The following is a 23,050-nucleotide window of genomic DNA, read 5'->3' as shown; positions in this document are numbered from 1 at the left end:
CATGTATTGCTCATTGAAAGACTTGCAAGAGCAGATACCAACGCAATCATTGATATGGCTGTCTAACGAAGAGCCTAATGCTCAAACGATCAATGAGCCTGTGGTTAACAGTGCCATTCGCTATGCCGATGAACTCATCGATGCCCATTTACGTGGACGTTATATCCTGCCTCTGGCGGAAGTTCCCACGGTATTACGTGATGCCGCCATTACGTTAACACGCTATCGGCTGTATGCCCGCCGTCCAGAAGGTTCTATTCCTGAAGCCGTGATAGATGATTACAAAATTGTTTTGCGCCAACTGGCTGACATCCGAGATGCCAAACTAACACTGGGCCTGCTTTCCACAGGAAAAGATGCCCCTGAACCGGGGGAGTTTCGTGTTCGGGCGCGTCGTCCCACCTTTGGAGGGAGTAAAGGAATGTTGGAGAAATACTGATGGATGTTTCGCCGATCATTGATGCCATTGTCACGAGGCTAAGAGAAAAACTACCTGGCTTACAGGTGGAGTATTTCCCTGAAAGGCCAACTGAATTCAGGCTGAACCATCCGGTGGGAGCCATTTTAATCAGCTATCCCGGTTCTCGCTTCGACAAGCCTGAAGATGTTGGGGCGGTATTGCAGACACAAACTGTCATGCTCAATGCCACCATTGTTTTTCGTCAGCTTAATGGACGTCACGGTGCCGTTGCCACATTAGATGATGTACGCCGGGTTCTCGGCGGATTCCAACCACCGAACTGCCAACGAAAATGTTGGCTGGTACGGGATACATTTCTCGGTGAGATAGCTGGTTTGTGGCAATACACGCTGGATTTTGCGACTGAAAGTGTATTTATCGAAGACTGTGAGTTACCGAATGGTTCGCCGTTAGCCCAAATCAATTATGAGGGAACTGAACAATGAAATACCTCTATACAGGCCCAGCAAGCGGCGTCACTTTAGCTGATGGCACTGAAGTCTTGCTCTGGTCAGGAAAAACTGTTGATTTACCGCAGCAGTATGATTATGTGAAGACATTGATCGCGCTGCGATATCTTCATCCACTGTCAGAACAGCAAAAAAATCTCCTGAAGAAAAAAGAAAAGCCTGAGGAGGCCACTGATGGCCGCTAATTATTTGCATGGCGTCGAAACTATCGAAATCGAAAAAAGTTCACGTCCTGTCAAGACAGTGAAATCCGCCGTAATTGGCTTAATTGGTACTGCACCGATAGGGCCTGTAAATGCAGTGACACTTTGTCTGTCAGAAAAAGATGCAGCTCAATTTGGTACTCAAATGAATGGTTTTACCATCCCACAAGCACTGGATGCTATTTATGATCATGGTGCGGGAACTGTGCTGGTCATTAACGTTCTTGATCCTGAGGTGCATAAAGCTAATGTTGCCAGTGAAAGCATTATCTTTGATAAAACCACAGGAACAGCGAAACTGGCTAATCCCGTGGTCAGTAATGTCTTACTAAAAGCCACCTCTGGTAGTGCACCTTATGTAGAAGGGCAAGACTATTCTCTGGATGCTCAAACAGGCAGCCTCAAGAATATCGGTAAAAACATTGCTGCGGGTGCAACCGTAATTGCCAGCTATGACTTTGCCGATCCTACATTAGTGACGCCTGCTGACATTATTGGCAGCATCAGTGCAGCGGGTAACCGTACAGGTATGAAGTTACTGAATGATACTTATAACCTGTATGGGTTCTTTGCCAAGATTTTGCTGGCTCCTGTCTACTGTACCCAGCTAAGTGTGACAACAGAACTGATTGCCTTTGCAACTAAATTGGGTGCTATGACTTATATTGATGCCCCGATAGGTACCACTTTTGTTCAGGCTATCAGTGGCCGCGGCCCGTCTGGTACAATCAATTTTAATACCAGTTCTGATCGTGTCCGGCTGTGTTACCCACACGTCAAAGTCTATGATGCAGAAAGCAATAGCGAGCGCTTGGAACCCTTGTCATCTCGTGCAGCAGGGCTGCGTGCCAAGATTGATGCAGACAAAGGTTTTTGGTGGTCATCCTCCAATCAAGAAATTATGGGGATCACAGGTATTGAGCGCCAGCTATCCGCCATAATTGACGATCCACAAAGTGAAGTGAACCAGCTCAATGAACAAGGGATTACTACAGTGTTCAATAATTATGGTTCTGGTTTGCGCTTATGGGGCAACCGTACCGCCGCGTGGCCAACTGTGACACACATGCGTAACTTCGAGAACGTGCGCAGAACGGGCGACGTGATTAATGAATCCCTGCGTTACTTTAGTCAGCAATATATCGATATGCCGATCACGCCAGCGCTGATAGATGCCCTGACAGAATCTGTGAATGCCTATGGTCGTAAATTGATTGCTGATGGTGCTTTGTTGGGATTCAAATGCTGGTTTGATCCGACCCATAACGAAGAAACGGAGCTGGCATCAGGTCATCTGTTACTCAGTTATAAGTACACACCGCCACCACCACTGGAACGGCTGACATTTGAGACCGAAATTACCTCTGAGTATTTGCTGAATTTAAAGGGAAATAATTAATGGCCGGAAAAATAGAGATTAACCGCATCACCAACGCCAATATTTATATTGACGGCAATAACCTGTTGGGACGGGCTGAAGAAGTGAAACTGCCAGACGTTTCCATGACCATGCAGGAGCATAAGGCGCTGGGGATGGTCGGCAAAGTGGAGCTACCGGCAGGCTTCGATAAACTGGAAGGCGAGATCAAGTGGAACAGTTTCTACCGTGACGCCATGTTATCTGCTGCCAATCCCTATAAGTCTCTGGCATTGCAGTGCCGTTCCAGCGTCCAGAAATTCAGTTCACAGGGGCGCATTGATGAAGTGCCATTGGTGACATATCTGACCATTTTATTTAAGAAGAATCCGCTGGGCACATTTAAGCAACATGAAAATGCTGATTTTTCCAGTAGCTTTACCAGTACCTATATTAAGCAGGTACTGGATGGTGAGGAGCTGTTAGAACTGGATTATCTGGCCAATATCTTCCGTGTTGGCGGCATTGATCAACTGACCGATTATCGCATCAATATTGGAGGTTAAACTAAATAATGACTGCACTCGCTCCAAAGCCAGAAAGCTTGCCGACTTGATTGATAAGTGGACTCCTCCGGAAGGTTGGTTTTCCGATATCGGTGCAGAGAAAGGGAAAGAATATCTGATAGACTTTTTCCGTAACTGTAAAGGCTTTCGTACTCACTAATGACGGGGGCATCAGCCCCTTTCTTCTTTAATCCCCTTTAATATTTCCGTTTCCATACATGGATGATACTGAATGAAACTTACAGAGGAGTATCATCATGTCAACCACGACTTACCATCTTCAATTTCCCTATACCACGGCTGCTGGCGTTCGCATTGAAGAGCTTCAGTTATCACGTTTGAAAGTTAAAGATATCAAGGCTGCCCGGCGAGCCAGCGAAAATCCTACTGACTGGGATGATATTTTGATAGCACGTTCGACAGGATTGTTACCAGAAGATATCGAACAGATGGATGTTGCTGATTATCTGGCATTACAGAAACGATTTCAGCAAGTTATCGGATTGGATCAGGGAAATAAAAACAGTGTGGCAAGCATCGGCGATGTTGGCACGATGGTTCCGGTTCCAGCCGAGCGAGATTGATAATCTGGCGCTGGATGAATTTGAATGTTGGTTGAATGAGGCCAACACCCAAATCAAACGCGAGAATGGAGGCGGTTAATTCGTGTCAACAGAATTTTCCATTGGTGTCATTATTGGTGGAGCCATTAGTAGTGCGTTCAGTTCTGCCATGTCTGGTACACGCCGTACTCTAGGAACACTGGGAGAAACGACTCGCCAACTGGAGAACCGACAGCAGGCACTGAACCGTGCTGTTGAACGTTACGGTCAACTTGGTTCCCGTAGTGCCCAGCGTTTGAATGCGGATCTACAACGCATCAGTCGAACGCTGGAACAGTTGAACCGCCAGCAACAGCGCTTACAGTCTGCGGCTAGCATGAGTGATGCAGCCAAAGCGAATCGTATGGCGCTATATGCACAGGGAGCCGAAACCTATGCATTAACTCACACGATATCCTCTCCCGTTGTTCAGTCCGTAATAAAGTATGCCTCTTTTGAATCAGGATTAAGGGACATAGCTGTCACTGGCAATCTGTCTCCGAAAGAAGAGCAAAAAATCGGAATCATCTTGCGCCAGAACGCCAAGCAAACAAACCAATTACAAGAAACCCTGCTGGAAGGTGTTGGCACATTGGTTGCCGCCGGAAAATCTCCCATGAAATCGACCGATATGAGTGGATTATTGGGCCGCGTCGCCACGGCGTCCAAAGCTAATATTAATGACTTAGCCAAAATGGCTCTATCCTTTGAGTCCCTGAAAATTGAAGGTGATCAAGCGCTCAAGGAAGCCTTTAACCGAGCCGTTTTCGGTGCTAAATCGGGTCGTTTTGAATTAAAAGATCTCGCCCAATACTTTCCAGAAATGGCGCAGCAATTTGCTGGTAAGGGAATATATGGTCAGGAGGCAGTTTCACAGATTATTGCCAGCTTGGAAGTTGGCCGTGAAGGCGCAGGAACGGAAGGTGAAGCAGCTACCAATATGAGGAACTGGCTAGCTTCAATGGGACGTGGTGATATTGCCAAAAGATACGCTGAAGCTGACGTCGATTATCAAACCTCAATGAGCAGATATGTTTCTTCGGGGTACTCACAATATGAAGCCTCAATCATGATCGCAGACCGCTTTATCAAGAGTAAAGGCGCTGATCTCATGAAAGAGTGGAAAAAAGCGGGAGCCAGAGGTGATGAAGATACACAGCGTATGCTCATGGAATCCTTCGGGCTATCCTCTATTTTCACCGACGTACAGACAGTCAACCATCTCTTGGCCATGCGGCAACGTTGGGGAGATTATCAGCGTATCAAAACAGGCATGGGGACTGATTCGGCACAAAAATCTGTTGATACCGACTTTGATAAACAGAACGATACCTTAGAAGCACAGTGGCGGCGTACTCAAATTGAATTTAATGATTCGGCTATTAGCATTGGTCAGTCGCTGCGTCCAGCATTAATACAGTTAGCCGAAACCTTTATTCCATTGATGGACAAGACCGGAAAATGGCTGGCCGCTAATCCTGAACTCATCAGCAATGTTGTCACGCTGGTCGGTGGGTTCTTGGCATTCAAAGCAGCTTCAATCGGTGTCAGATTAGGTCTTAATCTTTTACTTTCCCCTATAACTGATATCTGGAAAGGCGCAATGTTAATGCGCACACGGTGGTTACTGTTTCGAATGGCTATCGGTAGTGTTGGCAGATTCAGCGTCGTTGCAAACATCTTGGGAAAAATAGCCGGAGCAGCTCTCTGGTTGGGTAGAATCCTCGGTAGTGCTCTCTATAAGGGCTTAATGTTAGCTGGCAGAGCTATTTTGTGGATTGGACGCGCATTATTAATGAATCCTATCGGATTGATCATCACTGGTATTGCAGTGGCCGCTTATCTTATCTATCGCTATTGGAAGCCCATCAGTAATTTCTTTAAACGGCTTTGGGTCTTAGTAAAATTCGCTTTCCAAATGGGATGGCAGGGAATCAAAAATATTTGGTCTAACGTCAAAGGTTGGTTTACAGCTCGATGGAATGACATTACTAATGCGTTTGATGGCGGAATATTTGAGGTCAGTAAATTAATTTTAAATTGGTCGCCATTGGGATTGTTCTATAAAACATTCGCTGACGTTATGAAATGGTTTGGCATGGATATGCCCGATAATTTTACTGACTTTGGTAAAAATATCGTTAATGGATTGGTTAATGGTATTTCTAATATGCTGACCACGGCTAAGGGCACCATTAAAAACTTTGGTGGCAAAGTTTCTAGCTGGTTTAAAGAAGCGTTGGGTATTCAATCCCCCAGTCGAGTATTTATGGGATTTGGCGATAATATTGTGCAAGGTGCGGTTGTTGGTATTGATCGCACTATGCCGTTGGCTGCTCGTGCCACTCAGCGTCTGACTGAGGGAATGACCCCCGATGTCCCACAAATCTCACCTCCTGAGATAATGTTGGGCAATCCAATTAAACGAACAGGTTATAAAGATGCCAGCAACAGCAATAATGGTTTTTCTATCTCTTTCGCCCCGCAAATATACATTGGTGATAAACAACAAACGGCTATACCCGATATTAGTCAAGCCTTAAACCTGAGTATGCGTGAATTAGAAAAACTGCTGGAGCGTATTGTTATTCAGAGAGAACGCCGGAGGTACGGATAATGTTTGCTGTATTAGGTGATATTGAATTTGAGCTAATCACATATTGGGATGGTTTTGATGTAACGTTTGGTGTTGATTATGCCGAACATGCCCGAATTCAAGGTAAGCCCGGCTTGCAGTTCGTAGGTGAGAAACTGGATGAAATTCAAATTAGCTTGGTCTTTCATCAACATTATTGTGCACCGGATATTGAATTGAATCGGCTGCGTGAAGCAATGCGGAAACATCAAGCACTCGCGCTAATATTCGGAAATGGTGATTACCGTGGCTGGTTTGTTATTACTGATGTGACAGCCTCCAGTGAACAAACGGATTCAGTAGGTAATATATTTGCCCTCAATGCCTCGGTGACATTACGTGAATATATCGGTGATCCTAAAAAACCACTGAAACCGCCTGCCATTAAATCTCATGTCCCGAATACAAAGGCGTTGTCTAATGCAATACCGAAACCATCAGGTATGGCTAAAAAAGTCAGGGATGGAGTGAATTATGCCAAACAAGCACAATCAGCACTGCAAACGACGATCAGTGCGGTACGTATTGCACAGAAGATGAAAGACAACCCGGCCGTAGCGTTAACCCGCGTACCAGGTCTTCTTACCGGACTTAACAATATTGTTGGGCCATTAGGGAAAAGCTATCCGGCTTTTCAATCACTCGGTGACTCATTGCCAGATGCAATTCAATTGACCAGAGCAACGGGGCAAACAGTAACATTTGTTAACAATGCTCAATCGTCATTAAGCCGTGCAGATAACCGTAATATCTCAGCTGCATTAGATTCTGTATCAGCTCAACTTGAATCGGCAAGTTCAACATTTACATCAATATCACCCGCGCTCAGTAAGATGGCCGCGCAAATTACCACAAGGGCGCTTTGATCATGTTTCTTGAATACATTACAAAAGATGGCGATAGGTGGGATTTATTGGCTCACCATTATTATGGTGACCCTTTAGGTTACGCTCGCATAATCGCTGCTAATCCGCACGTTGCAGTTACACCTGTATTGCCATCTGGGATCGTATTGTTGATCCCCATCATTAACGCTGACGATGTAGTAATTGCAGAGGATACACCACCGTGGCTAAGATAATTGATATCAAGCAAACACCATCTATAACGGGTGTCTCAGAGGTTTTAAGTCCGACATTCACGTTACGATATTTGCAAAAAGATATCACAAATGACATCACTCCTTATGTCACTCGTGTCAGCTATACCGACAACATCAAAAACGAATCCGATGAAATAGAGGTAGAGTTGGATGATACTGATGGTCGCTGGCTAGATAAATGGTATCCGGGCAAAGGTGATACGTTGACATTGAAGTTGGGCTATTTCGGCGAACGGTTACTGAATTGTGGCTTATTCTATATTGATGAAATTGAAATCAGTATCCCTCCTTCTATTGTATCTGTTCGAGGTGTAGCAACGTCTATCAATACGGCATTGCGTACAAAATATAACCGTGGATTTGAGAATACAACTCTGGCAGCTATTGCTAACCGCATCGCTAAGAAACATCAGTTAAAGCTGATCGGCAGTATCGAAATCATCAAGATTGACAGGGTGACACAATATTCTGAAACCGATGTGGCGTTCTTGAAACGGCTGGCCGGTGAATATGGTTATGCCGTTAAGGTTGTCAGTGAACAGCTAATTTTCTCCCACTTAGCCACTTTGCGCTGCCAAGAACCCATAAAAAAATTACACCCTCGTGATGTTGCCCAATTTTCACTACGGGACACGATTAATAAAGTCTATAAAAAAGCCAAAGTGAAGCACCAAAAGGCTGATGATAAAAAGTTGATTGTCTATGAAGCTGATGGTGCGACCAGTACAAGTAGTCAGTCTAATTCAAGAAGCAAAAGTAGCGGTAAAGAAACCAGTGCAGATACCTTAAAAGTAAACAGCCGGGCTGCTAACAAGGATAGCGCTGAAATAAAGGCCACGTCAGCATTGGATTCATATAATGAGTACCAGCAGAACGGCTCACTTTCATTGATGGGAGCCCCTCAGTTAACCGCCGGAAATAAAATTGAGTTGATTGAATTTGGCAAGTTATCTGGACAATGGTTAATTACTTCAGCTCACCACTCTTTTGATCGTAATAGCGGATATATAACCGAACTTGAAGTTGCTCGTGGCCCTGTTACATCAAGCAAATCCAAGAAAGATAAAAAAGATAAGACTCAGAAATTGGTTGTATATAAGCCCGATGGTTCTTCCGACACGATCATCGAGGAGGAATCCAAATGAGCAGTGTAACTCGTCAAGTTGGTACGATTAGCGCCGTAGATCCTGCTACTGTTCGTGCCCGCGTGCGATTGCCTGAATGCGATAATATGCGTACTAACTGGCTGAATGTGTTGCAGCGCAATACCCAGAATAACAAAGAATATTGGTTGCCCGATGTTGGGGAACAGGTTGAAGTGCTATTGGATGCGAATGGTGAAGATGGTGTTATTTTAGGTGCTATCTATTCCAGTGTTGATCAACCGCCTGCTAATAATAAAAATATCCGTGGTGTAACTTATGCAGATGATGCAGCTTTTTACTATGATCGTACCTCACACACCCTGACTATTAATGGCGGCATTCAGCACATTAAGATCGCAGCGGGAGCCAATGTTGTTATTCAGACACAGCAGGCAACTATTGATGCGCCGGAAACAATCATAACCGGAAATATGTTAGTGAAAGGCCAATTAACCTATCAAAATGGGCTGTCGGGTTCTGGTGGTAATGGTACTACGAACATTCAGGGTAATGTCAGCGTCGATGGCAACATCCATGCAACAGGTAGCATCATGGATGAAGGCGGTAACTCGAATCATCATTCTCATGGGTTTCTTTAAACGTCTTTAATATTAGATATTCCTGCCGAGGACGATACTGTCCCCATGAATACGAACTCACACTCTGTTTTTTGGCAACCTGCTCTCCAGAACTCAGGCAAAATTGCCTGTGGGCTGGATGATATCGCCCAAGCAATACTCATTATTCTACGTACACCACGTGGCAGTGATCCACATCGACCAGAATTCGGCAGTAACTTGCACCTTTATATGGATTACCCAATAGACCGCGCGATTCCCCACGTTGTCAGGGAATCTGTTGATGCTATTACACGTTGGGAACCTCGTTGCCAGTTGCTCTCCGTGAAACCAACTGTCAATGGAGAGCATCTAACTCTGCGTGTGAATTGGACAGCAGTTGATGGCATTACACAATCTACGGAGTTGCTATGGCGCTGACAGAACCTGATTTTATCGAGCGTGATGTAGAGAAAATCACAACCGAAATGATCGCAAAATATGAAGCTGATGTAGGTAAGACTTTGTACCCAGCACAGGTAGAACGCCTGCTGATCAATTTATTTGCATATCGTGAAGCACTAACCAGAATGCAAGTTCAGGAAGCCGCCAAGCAGAATTTGGTCGAGTTTGCCCGTGCGCCCATTTTGGACTACTTAGGGGAATTGGTCGGAGTATATCGGCTACCCGCCCAACCAGCGCATACAATATTGCAATTTAGTGTTGATGAAGCATTAGAGCAAGATGTACTCATTCCAGTTGGAACTCGTGTTAATGCATCGGACAGTATTATTTTTGCTACTAATACAGATGCTGTTCTGAAAGCCGGCACACGGTTCGTTAATGTCACAGCTACTTGTACAGATACTGGATTATCAGGGAATAGCTGGCAACCAGCACAAATTAGTACATTGTTGGATGAAATCGACGACATTGACCTGCAAGTGACCAACACAATAGTGAGCAGTGGTGGTTCGGCAGAGGAAAGTGACGAGAGGCTACGTGTACGAATCAAAATGGCCCCTGAATCGTTTACTAATGCGGGCAGTCGTCAGGCTTATCGTTTTCATGCCATGCGTGCCCATCCCAATATTGTTGATGTCGCAGTCATGTCTCCCATTCCGGGCGTTGTTGAACTGTTTCCACTATTAGCTACGGGATTGCCTGATGAAAGCATTTTAACGCTGGTGAAAAGCTTTTGCTCTGATGAAAAAATCCGCCCGTTGACTGACACTGTATATGCAAAACCTCCCGTGAAGGTTGATTATACCATCAAGGCGAAACTGACCTTGTACAGTGGCGTTAATACACCTGGTATTCAATCGGCAGCAGAACAAGCCATACAAACATGGGTAGCTGAACGAGCAACAACGTTAGGAAAAGATATTGTTCCCAGTCAAATCATCTCAACATTGTCTGTTTCTGGCGTCTATCAAGTCGTTCTGGAGTCTCCCACGTTTCAGATTGTAGATGAAAATGAATGGGCGAACTGTATCGGTATCACTGTTGTGGTCACTGGAGTCGCTGATGGTTAAGTTACATCTACCACCTCCACTGGAAGCTGATATCAGTATGCGTGCATTAGGTCAGTTAGCCTCCCGTTTTGATGATATCGATTTAACCCAATTAATGGTTTATCTCATTGATACTGTCGATAGCAGCACGCTGCATTGGCTTGCAAATCAATTCTCCCTATTTGGTGATGGCTGGGAGCTTGTCGAATCAGACAATGCTCGCCGCACGTTAATCAAATCAGCCATAGAATTGCATCGGTATAAAGGTACACCTTGGTCAATTCGTGAAATTATTCGGCGCTTTGGGTTTGGTGAAGTTGATTTAATTGAAGGCACTGGTCAAATCAATTATGACGGACATGCCAACCATAACGGTAATTATGTTCATGGAGATTCAACATCCTGGGCAGTTTATCGCGTCATACTTCAGCAACCTGTCACTAATGATCAAGCCTCGTTACTGCGTACCACACTGGCAGCGTTTGCGCCTGCACGCTGCCACCTTACCAGCTTGGAATATCAGTTTGTATCAATTCGTTACAACAATACTGTCAGTTATGACGGTAGTTACAATTATGGGAGCAGTTAGAATGGCTAATTTGCCGGAAACCCCACAGTGGTCAGAGGGAGTGTATCAGATAGAAACCTCAGATCCCGTATTAGGCGGGCCTGATGGTATTTCCAATCGGCAGGCTAAACAGTTGGTCAACCGCACAAGTTATCTTAAACAGAAGCTAGAACAAAATGGGAATGAGCTGAAAGAGCACACCGAAGCGAAAGATCCGCATACTCAGTATGCACCGAAAGACAGTCCCATTTTCACAGGAACACCAACCGCCCCCACACCGGCTAAAAACGCTAATAATACTCAGATTGCAACAACAGCATTTGTGCAATCACTGACGAATACGGCGAATCAAAGTGCTGTAGCTGCAAATAACAACGCTAATAGCCGAGTACCATCCATTCGTAAAGTGAATGGAAAAGCGTTGTCATCTGATATTTCATTGAATGCCGGGGATGTGGGAAGTTATGCTAAATCTGAGAGCGATAATACTTTCTTGCGTATTTCTAGCGATAAAACTGCAACCGTTGGTAGTTTATTGATTGATAGTAAAACTTCTTTTCCTAAATTGCGTTTCAAATCGAAAGATGGATATATATTGGGAATTAACGGTTCTGAAGGGAAATTATTGCACATCTATTCTGACGATCCCAAGAGTCAGCGGCGTTACAATATATTAACGCCTGAGAGAAGTGGTATTCTTGCATTACAAAATGTAGCCATAAAATCCGAAAATGGCTGGTGGCAATGTGGAGATATATTATTTTGGGGGGTATAAATGGTTTATTTCTCCAGAAAAGAAGGCGCTTTTTATAGTGAAGCTCATGAAGAATGTATTGAAATAACAGCAGAAAAACACAATGAATTACTTGACGGTCAATCACGCGGCTTTGCTATCGTCAGTGATAAAGAGGGTTATCCAATTCTTACAAAACAAGCACCGACTGTTTATCACAAATGGGATAATGAAAAGTGGATAATATCAGAAAGCGGTGTGATAAAACTTAGGCAGGAACAGCAGCAACAAGCAGAACATAAGAAACAGCAAATTATGTTCACTGTAAGTAAACAGATAGCTCCGTTACAAGATGCTGTAGATTTGGGGATGGCGAGTGATGAGGAAAATTCTCGGTTGACCGCTTTGAAAAAATATAGGGTATTGCTAAGCCGTGTTGATGCTAGCTTAGCACCAGATATTTATTGGCCCGAAAAACCCAGAATTACGGAATAAGGGATCAATGGTCCTATTCTTATTTCTGATACGGTAACCAATTCCGTACAGTTACAGACTATATCGGGGATGATTCCAAAGCAGTATAAGATGTACGTGGATGGCATCCACTTGTAGATCATGAGATTATAAGTGGATGTGATTAGCATAATGAGCGTTTAGGCTATTTCAGAGTTAAAGGTTGCGTAACTGAGTTTCTTTATTGGCTTTCTGATACAGAGTAAACAACATCGGCAATAGTGAGCTGATAGCAGCTAGACAATGGCCTAACTGACAAAGACTTTCTGGGGTGAATTCTACCACGTCATTAGCGGCAAAAGTAACAAGAGTATCTCCCAGAAAATGTAACCCATGACAGAGCCCAGCACTGCTAGCTTCGCAGGCTTCTTCCAGTAGTTCAATATCTTGTTCACTCATATCCGCCGTATCCAGTACTGAAACAACATTCGCCATGTCGGAATAGAAGATATCACAGTAATTCTCAATGTCCGCAGTATTCTTAGTATTAAGCATGGTTCAGTTCCTCCAGTGGTTTGCATGAGGCAAATACCAAAGGAAAGCCTGCGAGCAGAGTACAAGCTTCTATTTCCGTGGTAGCTAACATTGAAATCATGCGTAATGGGAGAAGTTTGATTATCAGTCGGTTAGAACAGACGTTAATAAATATATAGGGCTTTGAATGCGCGCGTATGTTACTATTAGCGTTAGCCATAGCATTAGCTCCAATAATGTTGTGGTCAGAAGCCCGGTTAGTGGTGAGACACTACCGGGCTCCGTTGTTTTTGAAACCCTTTGAATATACACTGGTGTATACAGTAACATTAAATCATGGGGTATATACCTTGTCAATGCCAAATAAAAGATCTCCTCAATTTCCGATGAGATTAACAGAGGAATTTCGTCTCCAGCTTGAAGCGGAAATGAAGAAAGATGGTGATACGTCTTTAGCAACATGGATAAAACGAATTTTGCGTAAAGAGCTGCTGGCACGTGGTATTGAACCGAAAGGTTGAATCATTTTGAAATACCAAGAGGCACCCATTCTAAGTGCCTCTTATTTTAAATTGTCCTAATGACTTTAATATACGTGTCTTAACCTATCGTAATCTGAACAGGTTTCCCTATATGGGTTAACATATTAACCAATGCGTCAATGGTGAATTTATTTACTTTTTGATTCACAACATCAGATACTCTTGGACTAGAAATGTGCAACACTATTGCTACCTCAGTTTGTTTTATTTTTTTATCTACAATCCATAAGGTAATTTCTCCTATTAATCGTTCTTTGATTTGCAGTGTGTTTTCTATTTCTCGTAAAGAGATTGCATGAAGTTGCTGAGCCTCTTGCTCAGTAAAACCTGATTCAGAAAATATATTATGTCCGGCTGGAGTTGCCCTACGAATTTCAGTGTCAATTTTAGTGGTCATTTGATATTTCTCCGTTGCTGGATAACTGCGTTGTATCGCACTTTAGCGATATCCTTGTCCTGCTTATTCGTTTGTTGAGTTTTCTTCTGAAAACTATGTAATACGTAAATAGCTTCATCAAATTTAGCAACATACATAATGCGATAAATACCTGTACTGTCTCTTAGCCGTATTTCTTTTACGCCAGAACCGATGTCAGCAAAGGGTTTCCAGTCTTCAGGATCTATTCCATGCTGTATTCTGTGAAGCTGATAGCTTGCGTCTTTACGTGTGTCTATAGGAAAGGCTAACAAGTCTTCATAAGAAGAACCAATCCAGGCAATTTCTTTCTCTGTACCGCTCCTAATTTTCGTCATAGTTTTCCTTCCTTATTTAATTGTATGCAATGCTGAAATCATGTGTAATAGGCGAAGTTCGATTATCAATCGATAAGAAAGGTACGTTATAAATGTATAGCGTTTTGAATGCGTGCGTATGTTACTATTAGCGTTAGTCATAGCATTAGCTCCAATAATGTTGTGGTTAGAAACCCGATTAGTGGTGAGACACTACCAAGCTCCGTTGTTTTTGAAACTCTTTGAATATACACTGGTATATACAATAGCATTAAATCATAGGGTATATACCTTGTCAATACAAAATAAAAGATCTCCTCAATTTCCTATGAGGTTAACAGAGGAATTTCGTCTCCAGCTTGAAGCAGAAATGAAGAAAGATGGTGATACATCTTTAGCAACATGGATAAAACGAATTTTGCGCAAAGAGCTGCTGGCACGTGGTATTGAACCGAAAGGTTGAATCGTTTTGAAATACCAAGAGGCACCTATTCTAAGTGCCTCCTATTTTAAATTGTTAATATATGTGCCTTAACCTACCGTAATCTTAACCGGTTTCCCTATACAGATTAACATATTAACCAATGCGTCAATGGTGAATTTATTTACTTTTTTATTCACAACATCAGATACTCTTGGACGAGAAATGTGTAATACCTCTGCTACTTCAGCTTGTTTCATTTTTTCATCCACAATCCATAAAGTAATTTCTTCCATTAACCGTTCTTTAATTTGCAGTGTATTTTCTATTTCTTGTAAAGAGGTTGTATGAAGTTGCTGAGCTTCTTGCTCAGTAAAACCTAATTCAGAAAATATATTACGTCCGGCTGGAGTTACCCTACGAATTTCAGTGTCAATTTTAGTGGTCATTTGATATTTCCCCGATGCTGGATAACTGCGTTGTATCGCACTTTAGCGATATCCTTGTCCTGTTTATTCGTTTGTTAAGTTTTCTTCTAAAAACTATGTAATACGTAAAATAGCTTCATCAAATTTAACAACATACATAATGCGATAAATACCTGTATTGTCTCTTAGCCGCATTTCTTTTGCACCAGAACCGATACCAAAAAAGGGTTTCCAGTCTTCAGGATCTATTCCATGCTGTATTCTATGAAACTGATAGCCTGCGTCTTTACGTGCGATCGTAAGGAAAGGCTAACAAATCTCCACAAAAAGGGCCAATACAGACAATTTCTTTCTCTAGTACCGCTCCTGATTTTTATTATAGCTTCCTTCCTCATTTGATTGTATAAAATTTTATACCACTGCGCGCAAAATTGCAAATGAAGAATTAAAGGAATTTGAAGCATAACGAGGAGAAAATGTACGATAAGTATGTTTTAGGCCACTGACAAGCAAAAACCGCGTGTCCAAAGCAAAGGCGATCCAATCCAAGCATTGCAAGAGTGCTCAACCAAATACTGGCGAATGAAGAGCTCAAAGTTATTACTAATCCACAGTTTCTGACATGGAGAAGCTTGGGCGCGATTTGAGACTGTCCTCCCTAAAACATTATGTTGAGGCAACGGGTAGTAAGTTATGTCTCGATATCGAGTTGCCCTACAGGCTTGTACTACAGATTCAAAGGAAAAATGGGTAAACTAGGTAAACTACAATCATATCTATGACGGTTAGTTATGTAATAACTTTTCAATAGATGAAACGCAATTACCGTTTCATTTATTGCGCGAATGAGGAAAATTTATTGCGCGCGGCATCACTATAGGTGGCAACGTAGTTGCCGGCAACGGTGATAATAAGGTTAATGTGACGGGACGGTCGTCCGATATCACGTTAGGTAATGGTAACAACGTCATTGTTGGCAAGGTCGAAAGCCTAACAGTCGGGCATGGCAACAACATCATTAAAGAGTCGGGAACCTTCACGAAAGTGAAAGTAGGGGATGGTAATAACCATATCATGGTCAGCGGTGATATGCCGACGGTAGAAGTCGGGCATGGGGTCAACGACTTGGAATTTAGTGGCGAGCTGGGGAACTTGGTGTTCGGAAAGGATATCAGCCCTGATCGTCTGTGGTTCCAGCATGAAGGACAGGATCTGCAAATTTCGGTCATTGGCAGCAAGCAGGAGGTAACACTGCATAATTGGTATGCCAGTCCCTCCTAACGACCAGGTGACATCATGGCCGGTGACGGTCATCGGTTAATAGATAGTGATGTCGAACACCTTGTCCAGGCTATGGCTGCATTCGCGCCGCCAGCGCCTGCGACCACAATGTTCGGCGATGTCGAGCAACAGCGGCTGCAACCTGTGCTGGCTGCCAACTGGCACTGATCGGTCACAAGACCCGCGATGGTTATCGCGGGTTTTCATAACCACAAAGTTGCTTTTTCGACAAAGTCACTCTCTGATCCAGTCTGACTGATGTTCCAACTGTTGTATAAAAACTCTGGCGCCCTGAATCAGTAATGTAAGTCGCTTTTTATTGCTCTATTGTTAATTCCATTCTTATTTTGTGTTAATAAGATATTTATTGTTTGCTTGTAATATTACATTTTTATCATATTTAATGTAATAAAATTACATGGCATGGAAAAATAGAGTGATGATAACCGCTTATAAGTGGTCGGATAAGTAGTAAATTTTCATTTTTTGCGGTAAAATTTTAAACAATTTACAGATGGATTATTTTGGGGATTCTGCGGAACGGCGGGATCTTTTTTAGGAGGGTCTAATATGTCTGCATATCGTAAATATCCTCGGCACCAGATTCTTTTACGTCGTATTGGGGCTGTAACTGTAGGTGTGTTGGCGCTACCTGTTATGTTGTTTCGTTGTGATCGTGCCCGTTTTTACAGTTATTTGTACCGTGTATGGGTAAAAACCAGCGATAAGCCTGTATGGTTAGCGCAATCCGAGCTGGTTGCTCAAGTCAGAAATAACTGATATTTGGGCGGGGGATCTGGTTTTCCTCTGTTGATAGATAGTTAAATAGTTAAACGCCTTGCCTGTTTATTCTGGCAAGGCGTTTTGCTTTATCTAGAATCGGAAAAATCATGAAGCTCAATTGCTATGGCCGGTGTAGATGGGTATGTTACTCCCACACAACCAAATACAGGACGAATATGATGCTTAATATTGAGCTGGAAAATGTGATTAACCAAGAGCTGAATGTTGGCGAGTTCCAGGATTATGCGCCCAATGGTTTACAAGTTGAAGGGCGTATTCAGATTCAGCGGGTCGTTACTGGTGTTACCGCTTGTCAGGCGTTATTGGATGAAGCGGTTCGCCATCAGGCTGATGCGATTATCGTTCATCATGGTTATTTTTGGAAAAATGAACCGGCGGTGATTCGTGGCATGAAACATCGTCGTCTGAAGACGTTGCTCTGCAATGATATTAATTTATATGGCTACCATTTGCCGCTGGATGCCCATTCATCACTGGGAAATAACGCGCAACTGGCCCAGAAGATTGGGGCGAAAGTTGTCGGGCTGATTGAGCCATTCGTGCCGTATGGGGAATTTGATCAACCAATAACGCCGGTTGAGTTAGCTTCACGCATTGAACAGGCGCTGGGCCGTAAGGCATTGCATGTGGGTGATAATGCACCCGCAGAGATTGGCACTCTTGCCTGGTGCACCGGCGGTGGGCAGAACTTTATTCAACTGGCGGCTGAATCTGGTGTTGATGCGTTTATTACCGGTGAAGTTTCAGAGCAGACTGTTCATATCGCCCGCGAAATGGGGCTGCATTTTTATGCGGCGGGTCATCATGCCACTGAGCGTTATGGTGTTAAGGCGCTGGGTGAGTGGTTGGCTGATAATTATGGGTTGGATGTGACTTTTATTGATATCCCCAATCCGGCTTGAGCAAATTTTTTTGACACGGTAATAAACGAAGCCCACCAGAGTGGGCTTCAAAGCTTTTGACAAACTTTTCATATTTTCATAATTAACGTTGTTCTATCCGCTTTATAGAATTGTGAATTTTGATCCTGATGATCCGGCTACACACGCAAGCGGTGGCTACGTTTGATAATTTAGAGAGCAAGATAGCGTTTATCTGCTCTTGAAAAACGAGCATACACAAGGAAGATGGCGAGATCAATTTTTACGGTGATTTCAGTTGTGCGGGTATAACCTTAATTTGCACCAGATTATTTCCTCAATTAAATGAAAGCCCTAACCATTAAGTTAGAGCTTTGCCCTTAATCGTAATCGGATTTTGTTATTATTTTTTCAACTGGCTTTGGAAATCACGTTGAGTGTAGCCAGTGTAGAGTTGACGAGGGCGGGCGATTTTCACACCGTCATCATGCATTTCGTTCCAGTGAGCTATCCAGCCGATGGTACGGGCAATGGCAAAAATAACAGTGAACATGGTGGATGGAATACCCATGGCTTTCAGAATAATGCCTGAGTAAAAATCCACGTTTGGATACAGTTTCTTCTCAATAAAATACGGGTCGTGCAGAGCAATACGTTCAAGCTCCATCGCAACTTCCAGCAGACTGTCATTCAAGCCGAGTTCATCCAGCACTTCATGGCAGGTTTCACGCATGACTGTTGCGCGAGGATCATAGTTTTTGTAAACACGATGACCAAATCCCATCAGACGGAAAGCGTCGTTCTTGTCTTTGGCCCGTTCAATAAATTCAGGAATATGTTCAACCGACTGAATTTCTTCCAGCATACGCAGACAAGCTTCGTTTGCGCCGCCATGCGCAGGTCCCCAGAGAGAAGCGATACCCGCCGCAATGCAGGCAAATGGGTTAGCTCCGGAAGAACCTGCGGTACGCACTGTTGAGGTAGAGGCGTTCTGTTCGTGGTCGGCATGCAGGATCAGGATGCGATCCATGGCACGTTCCAGCACTGGGTTCACTTTATATTCTTCGCATGGTGTGGAGAACATCATATGCAGGAAGTTACCGGCATAAGAGAGATCATTGCGTGGATAAACGAACGGTTGACCAATAGAATATTTGTAGCACATTGCAGCCACTGTCGGCATTTTGGACAGCAGGCGGTACGCAGTAATGTCACGATGACGTGGGTTATTCACATCCAAGGCATCGTGATAGAAGGCCGCCAGAGCACCGGTGACACCACACAGTACTGCCATTGGATGAGAATCACGGCGGAAGCCGTTGAACAGACGATGGATCTGTTCATGGATCATGGTATGGCGGGTAACGGTTTTTTTGAATTTCTCAAACTGTTCTTGTGTTGGTGTTTCGCCATAAAGCAGGATATAGCAAACTTCCAGATACGTGGATTTTGTCGCCAGTTGGTCGATAGGGAAACCACGGTGAAGCAATACGCCTTCATTACCATCAATGTAAGTGATCTTGGATTCGCAAGATGCTGTGGAAGTAAAACCAGGGTCGTAGGTATAAAAACCTTTGGAGCCAAGAGTTCGAACGTCGATGACTTGAGACCCAAGGGTCGGTGTCAGCACGTCCAATTCAATAGCAACTGTACCATTTGGGGTTAGAGTTGCTTTGTTATCTGCCATTACAGTCTCCTTAGCGCTTTCATTTTTATAACTCTTAACAACCACGGCGGAAAGATACAGTATTGAGTCTCTATCTCATCAGGCATGAGGCTATTTTATTGACCATTCTTGGTGGTCAAAAACGGGCACTGGAGAGTGTTCTGACAAAAGCGATCACTTTTGAACGCACTTTGGTATGGCCCGCGCCAGTGAGCGATTTGTGAGTGAATCGCTTTTTACAGACTGCGTGCATATTCCGGTTTCTGCGCGCGATCTGTGCCCTCAATTTATTGACAAGAATAGCCTACACCCATAATGCCCAGTGGAATAGGTTCTTATACTGTGCTTCCTGGCACTGTACTACCGGAGAAAATTTGAAATCAGGCCAATATCACATTTAAGGCTGAAATCTCCCCCCGGACGACAATGGTTTTCAGATTGTTAGCGAGTTTTTGAGTGTTATGTTTTATGCATGACTACAAAAAAGATTATGATTTGTGTGGACTACACAGTTACATAACTTTAGCTTTTAGTGAAGTCTTTCCTCTTATCGGAAATCAATCTCAAAAGCATTTTCAACCATATATGTAAGATAAATGTTTAAAGTTTGTCAAACAAGATAATTAATTTTGTGCAATATGTTTGAATCGTGATCTTAATCACTGTTCAGTGGAAATGTAGCTAATCATATTGTGTTGGAATTGTAATAATAATGTGAAGCACATATACTGCCGCCAGGTCTCCGGATTACCCTGCTGTAGGAGCACCCAGCGTAACTAAACCACAACATTTTTTAACATGAAGGATCTCTCATCTTGATTAAATGTTGTGTCTTTGTATCCCCTTATCGCTGTTTGATTTCCGCCCAGGTCCGGAGGAAGGAAAATAATAAAAGAGCTGTGTGGGCAAAATTGTGAAAAAACAAAGACCTGTCAACCTTGATTTGCAGACGATACACTTTCCAGTCTCTGCAATAGTCTCGATCTTGCACCGTGTTTCTGGCGTCATTACTTTCATCGCAGTAGGAATTCTCCTCTGGTTGTTAGGGATGTCTCTCTCCTCGCAAGAAGGGTTTCAGCAAGCTGCCGATATTATGACGGGATTTTTCGCTAAGTTTATCGTGTGGGGCATTCTGACCGCACTGGCTTACCATATCTGTGGTGGTATCCGTCATATGCTGATGGATTTCGGCTACTTGGAAGAAAGCTTAGCGGTCGGTAGTCTCTCTGCCAAAGTGGCAATCGGGATTGCTGTGATTCTGTCGATTCTGGCTGGAGTATTGGTATGGTGAGTAACGCTTCTGCATTGGGTCGCACGGGGATCCATGATTGGTTATTATTGCGCGCGTCCGCAATCATTATCGTTTTATATGTTCTCTATATGTTGGGTTTTGTTGCGATAACGTCGGACATTACTTATGAAGTTTGGCGGGGTTTCTTCGCCTCATCCATCACTAAAGTCTTCACCGTGTTGGCACTGTTTTCCATCTTGGTTCACGCCTGGATTGGTATGTGGCAAGTACTGACTGACTATGTAAAGCCGCTGGCATTGCGCTTGGTGTTGCAATTGGCGATTATCGTTGCACTGATGGCTTACTTGATTTACGGAACAATTGTGGTGTGGGGTGTATAGATGAAACTGCCAGTAAGAGAGTTTGACGCGGTCGTTATTGGCGCGGGTGGTGCAGGTATGCGCGCCGCGCTGCAAATTTCACAGATGGGATTATCCTGTGCTTTGATTTCCAAAGTATTCCCAACCCGTTCTCATACTGTATCCGCGCAGGGGGGGATCACCGTTGCACTGGGCAACTCCCATGAAGATAACTGGGAGTGGCATATGTATGACACGGTAAAAGGTTCCGACTATATCGGTGACCAGGATGCGATTGAGTACATGTGTAAGACTGGCCCGGAAGCCATTCTGGAGCTGGAACACATGGGGTTGCCATTCTCTCGCTTGGATGACGGCCGTGTTTATCAGCGCCCATTCGGTGGTCAGTCAAAAAACTTTGGTGGTGAACAGGCTGCACGTACAGCCGCTGCGGCAGACCGTACCGGTCATGCATTGTTGCACACCCTGTATCAGCAGAACTTAAAAAATCACACCACTATTTTTTCTGAATGGTATTCGTTGGACCTGGTTAAAAACCAGGATGGTAGCATTGTGGGTTGTACGGCTGTCTCGATTGAAAGCGGTGAAGTTGTTTATTTCAAAGCGAAAGCGACAATTCTGGCAACCGGTGGTGCAGGCCGTATTTATCAATCGACAACCAATGCTCACATTAATACCGGTGATGGCGTCGGTATGGCACTGCGTGCCGGTGTACCTGTGCAGGATATGGAAATGTGGCAATTCCACCCAACTGGTATTGCGGGTGCGGGTGTTCTGGTAACCGAAGGTTGCCGTGGTGAAGGCGGTTATTTGCTGAATAAAGATGGTGAGCGCTTTATGGAGCGTTATGCGCCAAATGCCAAAGATCTGGCTGGTCGTGATGTGGTGGCTCGTTCCATCATGATCGAAATCCGCGAAGGCCGTGGCTGTGATGGTCCTTGGGGGCCTCATGCTAAACTGAAACTGGATCATTTGGGTAAAGAGGTGCTGGAATCCCGTCTGCCGGGCATTCTTGAGCTGTCCCGTACTTTTGCCCACGTTGACCCGGTAAAAGAACCGATTCCGGTGATTCCAACCTGCCACTATATGATGGGCGGTATCCCAACGAAAGTGACCGGTCAGGCACTGGCTGTGAACGAGAAAGGTGAAGATGTGGTTATTCCGGGCCTGTTCGCGGTTGGTGAAATTGCCTGCGTATCGGTTCACGGTGCAAACCGTCTGGGGGGTAACTCTCTGCTGGATTTGGTGGTGTTTGGCCGTTCTGCCGGTTTACATCTGAAAGAGTCACTGATGGAGCAGGGTACCTGCCGCGAAGCCAGTGAATCTGATATTGAGCAATCACTGCAACGTCTGAACCGTTGGAACAGCACCCGTACTGGCGAAGATCCGGTGGAAATTCGTAAAGATTTGCAGGCGTGTATGCAGAATAACTTCTCGGTATTCCGTGAAGGTGATGCAATGGCGAAGGGCTTGGAAGAGCTGAAAGTTATCCGTGAACGGCTGAAAAGTGCGCGTTTGGATGATACTTCCTCAGAGTTCAACACCCAGAGAATTGAGTGTCTGGAGCTTGATAACCTGATGGAGACGGCGTTTTCTACGGCGGTTGCCGCTAACTTCCGTACTGAAAGCCGTGGTGCTCATAGCCGTTTCGACTATCCTGATCGTGATGATGCGAACTGGTTATGCCATACCCTCTATCTGCCGCAAACTGAGACCATGACGCGTCGTGATGTCAACATGCAGCCAAAACTGCGTGAAGCATTTCCGCCGAAAGCGCGTACTTACTAATGAGTTGCTGATGATCCA

Annotated in this window: 33 protein-coding genes and 1 pseudogene; 27 read left to right on the top strand and 7 right to left on the bottom strand. The window is 44.1% G+C overall.

The window, feature by feature from the left end; genetic code table 11:
* The first annotated feature begins 1 nt into the window (after position 1).
* The 17 genes from ACUN2T_RS17835 to ACUN2T_RS17755 all read left to right on the top strand — a co-directional run bounded on the left by ACUN2T_RS17835 (position 2) and on the right by ACUN2T_RS17755 (position 12,407).
* Positions 2-439, top strand: coding sequence for a gp436 family protein (locus tag ACUN2T_RS17835; RefSeq protein WP_041380252.1), 438 nt, complete (start codon positions 2-4; stop codon positions 437-439).
* Positions 439-906 carry a Gp37 family protein gene (locus tag ACUN2T_RS17830; RefSeq protein WP_445494331.1) on the top strand — a complete coding sequence of 156 codons (468 nt, stop codon included), beginning with the start codon at positions 439-441 and terminating at the stop codon, positions 904-906. The genes ACUN2T_RS17835 and ACUN2T_RS17830 overlap by 1 nt, the downstream gene beginning before the upstream one ends.
* Entirely contained in the window at positions 903-1,115 is a 213-nt protein-coding gene (locus tag ACUN2T_RS17825) for a hypothetical protein (RefSeq protein WP_445494330.1), read from the top strand. The genes ACUN2T_RS17830 and ACUN2T_RS17825 overlap by 4 nt, the downstream gene beginning before the upstream one ends.
* On the top strand, positions 1,105-2,532 hold the full coding sequence (locus tag ACUN2T_RS17820) for a phage tail sheath subtilisin-like domain-containing protein (RefSeq protein ID WP_445494329.1): 1,428 nt from the start codon (positions 1,105-1,107) through the stop codon (positions 2,530-2,532). Before ACUN2T_RS17825 ends, ACUN2T_RS17820 begins: the two co-directional genes overlap by 11 nt.
* On the top strand, positions 2,532-3,056 hold the full coding sequence (locus tag ACUN2T_RS17815) for a phage major tail tube protein (protein ID WP_011147613.1): 525 nt from the start codon (positions 2,532-2,534) through the stop codon (positions 3,054-3,056). Before ACUN2T_RS17820 ends, ACUN2T_RS17815 begins: the two co-directional genes overlap by 1 nt.
* Before the next feature lie 257 nt (positions 3,057-3,313).
* Complete coding sequence (locus ACUN2T_RS17810; RefSeq protein ID WP_011147612.1) at positions 3,314-3,640, top strand: phage tail assembly protein; 327 nt, start codon at positions 3,314-3,316, stop codon at positions 3,638-3,640.
* Positions 3,600-3,719, top strand: a complete 120-nt coding sequence (locus ACUN2T_RS17805; RefSeq protein WP_088776128.1) for a GpE family phage tail protein — start codon at positions 3,600-3,602, stop codon at positions 3,717-3,719. Before ACUN2T_RS17810 ends, ACUN2T_RS17805 begins: the two co-directional genes overlap by 41 nt.
* Positions 3,720-3,722: 3 nt before the next feature.
* Positions 3,723-6,275 (top strand): phage tail tape measure protein, encoded by a 2,553-nt coding sequence (locus ACUN2T_RS17800; RefSeq protein WP_445494328.1) that lies wholly within the window; start codon positions 3,723-3,725, stop codon positions 6,273-6,275.
* On the top strand, positions 6,275-7,159 hold the full coding sequence (locus ACUN2T_RS17795; RefSeq protein WP_445494327.1) for a phage tail protein: 885 nt from the start codon (positions 6,275-6,277) through the stop codon (positions 7,157-7,159). Before ACUN2T_RS17800 ends, ACUN2T_RS17795 begins: the two co-directional genes overlap by 1 nt.
* Positions 7,160-7,161: 2 nt before the next feature.
* Entirely contained in the window at positions 7,162-7,374 is a 213-nt protein-coding gene (locus tag ACUN2T_RS17790) for a tail protein X (RefSeq protein WP_445494326.1), read from the top strand.
* A complete protein-coding gene (locus ACUN2T_RS17785; RefSeq protein ID WP_445494325.1) occupies positions 7,362-8,540 on the top strand; it encodes a phage late control D family protein in 1,179 nt (392 codons plus the stop codon). The genes ACUN2T_RS17790 and ACUN2T_RS17785 overlap by 13 nt, the downstream gene beginning before the upstream one ends.
* Positions 8,537-9,139, top strand: coding sequence for a phage baseplate assembly protein V (locus ACUN2T_RS17780; RefSeq protein WP_445494324.1), 603 nt, complete (start codon positions 8,537-8,539; stop codon positions 9,137-9,139). Before ACUN2T_RS17785 ends, ACUN2T_RS17780 begins: the two co-directional genes overlap by 4 nt.
* A gap of 45 nt (positions 9,140-9,184) precedes the next feature.
* On the top strand, positions 9,185-9,538 hold the full coding sequence (locus ACUN2T_RS17775) for a GPW/gp25 family protein (RefSeq protein WP_445494323.1): 354 nt from the start codon (positions 9,185-9,187) through the stop codon (positions 9,536-9,538).
* Positions 9,529-10,632 (top strand): baseplate assembly protein, encoded by a 1,104-nt coding sequence (locus ACUN2T_RS17770; protein WP_445494322.1) that lies wholly within the window; start codon positions 9,529-9,531, stop codon positions 10,630-10,632. Before ACUN2T_RS17775 ends, ACUN2T_RS17770 begins: the two co-directional genes overlap by 10 nt.
* Entirely contained in the window at positions 10,625-11,200 is a 576-nt protein-coding gene (locus ACUN2T_RS17765) for a phage tail protein I (RefSeq protein ID WP_445494321.1), read from the top strand. The genes ACUN2T_RS17770 and ACUN2T_RS17765 overlap by 8 nt, the downstream gene beginning before the upstream one ends.
* 1 nt (position 11,201) lies before the next feature.
* Positions 11,202-11,954: a hypothetical protein gene (locus ACUN2T_RS17760; protein ID WP_445494320.1), complete on the top strand. Its 753-nt coding sequence runs from the start codon at positions 11,202-11,204 to the stop codon at positions 11,952-11,954.
* On the top strand, positions 11,955-12,407 hold the full coding sequence (locus tag ACUN2T_RS17755; RefSeq protein WP_445494319.1) for a tail fiber assembly protein: 453 nt from the start codon (positions 11,955-11,957) through the stop codon (positions 12,405-12,407).
* Positions 12,408-12,581: 174 nt separating this feature from the next.
* Here ACUN2T_RS17755 and ACUN2T_RS17750 read toward each other — a convergent pair whose 3' ends face one another.
* Positions 12,582-12,920, bottom strand: a complete 339-nt coding sequence (locus ACUN2T_RS17750; protein WP_445494318.1) for a hypothetical protein — start codon at positions 12,918-12,920, stop codon at positions 12,582-12,584.
* A 176-nt stretch (positions 12,921-13,096) separates the two neighbouring features.
* Between ACUN2T_RS17750 and ACUN2T_RS17745 the strand changes: the two genes are divergently transcribed.
* Positions 13,097-13,420, top strand: a complete 324-nt coding sequence (locus tag ACUN2T_RS17745; protein ID WP_046975949.1) for a hypothetical protein — start codon at positions 13,097-13,099, stop codon at positions 13,418-13,420.
* A gap of 79 nt (positions 13,421-13,499) precedes the next feature.
* On the opposite strand, the gene ACUN2T_RS17740 is transcribed toward ACUN2T_RS17745, so the two are convergent.
* Both ACUN2T_RS17740 and ACUN2T_RS17735 read right to left on the bottom strand, forming a co-directional pair.
* Positions 13,500-13,838: a helix-turn-helix domain-containing protein gene (locus ACUN2T_RS17740; protein ID WP_445494317.1), complete on the bottom strand. Its 339-nt coding sequence runs from the start codon at positions 13,836-13,838 to the stop codon at positions 13,500-13,502.
* Positions 13,835-14,194: a type II toxin-antitoxin system RelE/ParE family toxin gene (locus tag ACUN2T_RS17735; RefSeq protein WP_445494316.1), complete on the bottom strand. Its 360-nt coding sequence runs from the start codon at positions 14,192-14,194 to the stop codon at positions 13,835-13,837. Before ACUN2T_RS17735 ends, ACUN2T_RS17740 begins: the two co-directional genes overlap by 4 nt.
* Positions 14,195-14,465: 271 nt before the next feature.
* Here ACUN2T_RS17735 and ACUN2T_RS17730 point away from each other — a divergent pair, with 271 nt between their 5' ends.
* A complete protein-coding gene (locus tag ACUN2T_RS17730; protein WP_157297577.1) occupies positions 14,466-14,636 on the top strand; it encodes a hypothetical protein in 171 nt (56 codons plus the stop codon).
* A 68-nt stretch (positions 14,637-14,704) separates the two neighbouring features.
* Here ACUN2T_RS17730 and ACUN2T_RS17725 read toward each other — a convergent pair whose 3' ends face one another.
* Together ACUN2T_RS17725 and ACUN2T_RS17720 are read right to left on the bottom strand one after the other, a co-directional pair.
* A complete protein-coding gene (locus ACUN2T_RS17725) occupies positions 14,705-15,043 on the bottom strand; it encodes a helix-turn-helix domain-containing protein (protein ID WP_445494315.1) in 339 nt (112 codons plus the stop codon).
* Between the two features lie 93 nt (positions 15,044-15,136).
* Positions 15,137-15,271: a type II toxin-antitoxin system RelE/ParE family toxin gene (locus ACUN2T_RS17720; protein WP_445497914.1), complete on the bottom strand. Its 135-nt coding sequence runs from the start codon at positions 15,269-15,271 to the stop codon at positions 15,137-15,139.
* A 672-nt stretch (positions 15,272-15,943) separates the two neighbouring features.
* Here ACUN2T_RS17720 and ACUN2T_RS17715 point away from each other — a divergent pair.
* Together ACUN2T_RS17715 and ACUN2T_RS17710 are read left to right on the top strand one after the other, a co-directional pair.
* Positions 15,944-16,303 carry a hypothetical protein gene (locus tag ACUN2T_RS17715; RefSeq protein ID WP_445494314.1) on the top strand — a complete coding sequence of 120 codons (360 nt, stop codon included), beginning with the start codon at positions 15,944-15,946 and terminating at the stop codon, positions 16,301-16,303.
* Positions 16,304-16,318: 15 nt separating this feature from the next.
* Positions 16,319-16,471 (top strand): hypothetical protein, encoded by a 153-nt coding sequence (locus ACUN2T_RS17710; RefSeq protein WP_445494313.1) that lies wholly within the window; start codon positions 16,319-16,321, stop codon positions 16,469-16,471.
* Positions 16,472-16,540: 69 nt separating this feature from the next.
* Here the strand turns inward: ACUN2T_RS17710 and ACUN2T_RS17705 are convergent.
* A pseudogene (locus tag ACUN2T_RS17705) lies at positions 16,541-16,624 on the bottom strand (hypothetical protein); the annotation flags it as partial.
* 249 nt (positions 16,625-16,873) lie between these two features.
* Here ACUN2T_RS17705 and ACUN2T_RS17700 point away from each other — a divergent pair.
* Both ACUN2T_RS17700 and ACUN2T_RS17695 read left to right on the top strand, forming a co-directional pair.
* Positions 16,874-17,083 carry a YbfA family protein gene (locus tag ACUN2T_RS17700; RefSeq protein ID WP_445494312.1) on the top strand — a complete coding sequence of 70 codons (210 nt, stop codon included), beginning with the start codon at positions 16,874-16,876 and terminating at the stop codon, positions 17,081-17,083.
* Between the two features lie 182 nt (positions 17,084-17,265).
* Positions 17,266-18,009 (top strand): type 2 GTP cyclohydrolase I, encoded by a 744-nt coding sequence (locus ACUN2T_RS17695; RefSeq protein ID WP_445497913.1) that lies wholly within the window; start codon positions 17,266-17,268, stop codon positions 18,007-18,009.
* A gap of 361 nt (positions 18,010-18,370) precedes the next feature.
* On the opposite strand, the gene ACUN2T_RS17690 is transcribed toward ACUN2T_RS17695, so the two are convergent.
* On the bottom strand, positions 18,371-19,654 hold the full coding sequence (locus ACUN2T_RS17690) for a citrate synthase (RefSeq protein WP_166285734.1): 1,284 nt from the start codon (positions 19,652-19,654) through the stop codon (positions 18,371-18,373).
* A 62-nt stretch (positions 19,655-19,716) separates the two neighbouring features.
* Here ACUN2T_RS17690 and ACUN2T_RS17685 point away from each other — a divergent pair, with 62 nt between their 5' ends.
* The 4 genes from ACUN2T_RS17685 to sdhA all read left to right on the top strand — a co-directional run bounded on the left by ACUN2T_RS17685 (position 19,717) and on the right by sdhA (position 23,032).
* Positions 19,717-19,857: a hypothetical protein gene (locus ACUN2T_RS17685; protein WP_445494311.1), complete on the top strand. Its 141-nt coding sequence runs from the start codon at positions 19,717-19,719 to the stop codon at positions 19,855-19,857.
* Positions 19,858-20,534: 677 nt separating this feature from the next.
* Positions 20,535-20,924 carry a succinate dehydrogenase cytochrome b556 subunit gene (gene sdhC / locus ACUN2T_RS17680; protein WP_445494310.1) on the top strand — a complete coding sequence of 130 codons (390 nt, stop codon included), beginning with the start codon at positions 20,535-20,537 and terminating at the stop codon, positions 20,922-20,924.
* On the top strand, positions 20,918-21,265 hold the full coding sequence (gene sdhD, locus ACUN2T_RS17675) for a succinate dehydrogenase membrane anchor subunit (protein WP_445494309.1): 348 nt from the start codon (positions 20,918-20,920) through the stop codon (positions 21,263-21,265). Before sdhC ends, sdhD begins: the two co-directional genes overlap by 7 nt.
* Positions 21,266-23,032, top strand: a complete 1,767-nt coding sequence (sdhA, locus tag ACUN2T_RS17670; protein WP_445494308.1) for a succinate dehydrogenase flavoprotein subunit — start codon at positions 21,266-21,268, stop codon at positions 23,030-23,032.
* Positions 23,033-23,050 lie beyond the last annotated feature (18 nt).

It is taken from the genome of Photorhabdus machadonis, from assembly GCF_052657765.1.
This window is presented reverse-complemented; position numbering and strand designations above follow the sequence as displayed.

Coding starts and splice junctions, on each gene's coding strand:
- ACUN2T_RS17835 (WP_041380252.1), top strand. CDS start 2: ATGTATTGCTCATTGAAAGACTTGCAAGAGCAGATACCAACGCAATCA.
- ACUN2T_RS17830 (WP_445494331.1), top strand. CDS start 439: ATGGATGTTTCGCCGATCATTGATGCCATTGTCACGAGGCTAAGAGAA.
- ACUN2T_RS17825 (WP_445494330.1), top strand. CDS start 903: ATGAAATACCTCTATACAGGCCCAGCAAGCGGCGTCACTTTAGCTGAT.
- ACUN2T_RS17820 (WP_445494329.1), top strand. CDS start 1,105: ATGGCCGCTAATTATTTGCATGGCGTCGAAACTATCGAAATCGAAAAA.
- ACUN2T_RS17815 (WP_011147613.1), top strand. CDS start 2,532: ATGGCCGGAAAAATAGAGATTAACCGCATCACCAACGCCAATATTTAT.
- ACUN2T_RS17810 (WP_011147612.1), top strand. CDS start 3,314: ATGTCAACCACGACTTACCATCTTCAATTTCCCTATACCACGGCTGCT.
- ACUN2T_RS17805 (WP_088776128.1), top strand. CDS start 3,600: ATGTTGGCACGATGGTTCCGGTTCCAGCCGAGCGAGATTGATAATCTG.
- ACUN2T_RS17795 (WP_445494327.1), top strand. CDS start 6,275: ATGTTTGCTGTATTAGGTGATATTGAATTTGAGCTAATCACATATTGG.
- ACUN2T_RS17790 (WP_445494326.1), top strand. CDS start 7,162: ATGTTTCTTGAATACATTACAAAAGATGGCGATAGGTGGGATTTATTG.
- ACUN2T_RS17780 (WP_445494324.1), top strand. CDS start 8,537: ATGAGCAGTGTAACTCGTCAAGTTGGTACGATTAGCGCCGTAGATCCT.
- ACUN2T_RS17775 (WP_445494323.1), top strand. CDS start 9,185: ATGAATACGAACTCACACTCTGTTTTTTGGCAACCTGCTCTCCAGAAC.
- ACUN2T_RS17770 (WP_445494322.1), top strand. CDS start 9,529: ATGGCGCTGACAGAACCTGATTTTATCGAGCGTGATGTAGAGAAAATC.
- ACUN2T_RS17765 (WP_445494321.1), top strand. CDS start 10,625: ATGGTTAAGTTACATCTACCACCTCCACTGGAAGCTGATATCAGTATG.
- ACUN2T_RS17760 (WP_445494320.1), top strand. CDS start 11,202: ATGGCTAATTTGCCGGAAACCCCACAGTGGTCAGAGGGAGTGTATCAG.
- ACUN2T_RS17755 (WP_445494319.1), top strand. CDS start 11,955: ATGGTTTATTTCTCCAGAAAAGAAGGCGCTTTTTATAGTGAAGCTCAT.
- ACUN2T_RS17750 (WP_445494318.1), bottom strand. CDS start 12,920: ATGCTTAATACTAAGAATACTGCGGACATTGAGAATTACTGTGATATC.
- ACUN2T_RS17745 (WP_046975949.1), top strand. CDS start 13,097: ATGTTACTATTAGCGTTAGCCATAGCATTAGCTCCAATAATGTTGTGG.
- ACUN2T_RS17740 (WP_445494317.1), bottom strand. CDS start 13,838: ATGACCACTAAAATTGACACTGAAATTCGTAGGGCAACTCCAGCCGGA.
- ACUN2T_RS17735 (WP_445494316.1), bottom strand. CDS start 14,194: ATGACGAAAATTAGGAGCGGTACAGAGAAAGAAATTGCCTGGATTGGT.
- ACUN2T_RS17725 (WP_445494315.1), bottom strand. CDS start 15,043: ATGACCACTAAAATTGACACTGAAATTCGTAGGGTAACTCCAGCCGGA.
- ACUN2T_RS17710 (WP_445494313.1), top strand. CDS start 16,319: ATGGCCGGTGACGGTCATCGGTTAATAGATAGTGATGTCGAACACCTT.
- ACUN2T_RS17700 (WP_445494312.1), top strand. CDS start 16,874: ATGTCTGCATATCGTAAATATCCTCGGCACCAGATTCTTTTACGTCGT.
- ACUN2T_RS17695 (WP_445497913.1), top strand. CDS start 17,266: ATGCTTAATATTGAGCTGGAAAATGTGATTAACCAAGAGCTGAATGTT.
- ACUN2T_RS17690 (WP_166285734.1), bottom strand. CDS start 19,654: ATGGCAGATAACAAAGCAACTCTAACCCCAAATGGTACAGTTGCTATT.
- sdhD (WP_445494309.1), top strand. CDS start 20,918: ATGGTGAGTAACGCTTCTGCATTGGGTCGCACGGGGATCCATGATTGG.
- sdhA (WP_445494308.1), top strand. CDS start 21,266: ATGAAACTGCCAGTAAGAGAGTTTGACGCGGTCGTTATTGGCGCGGGT.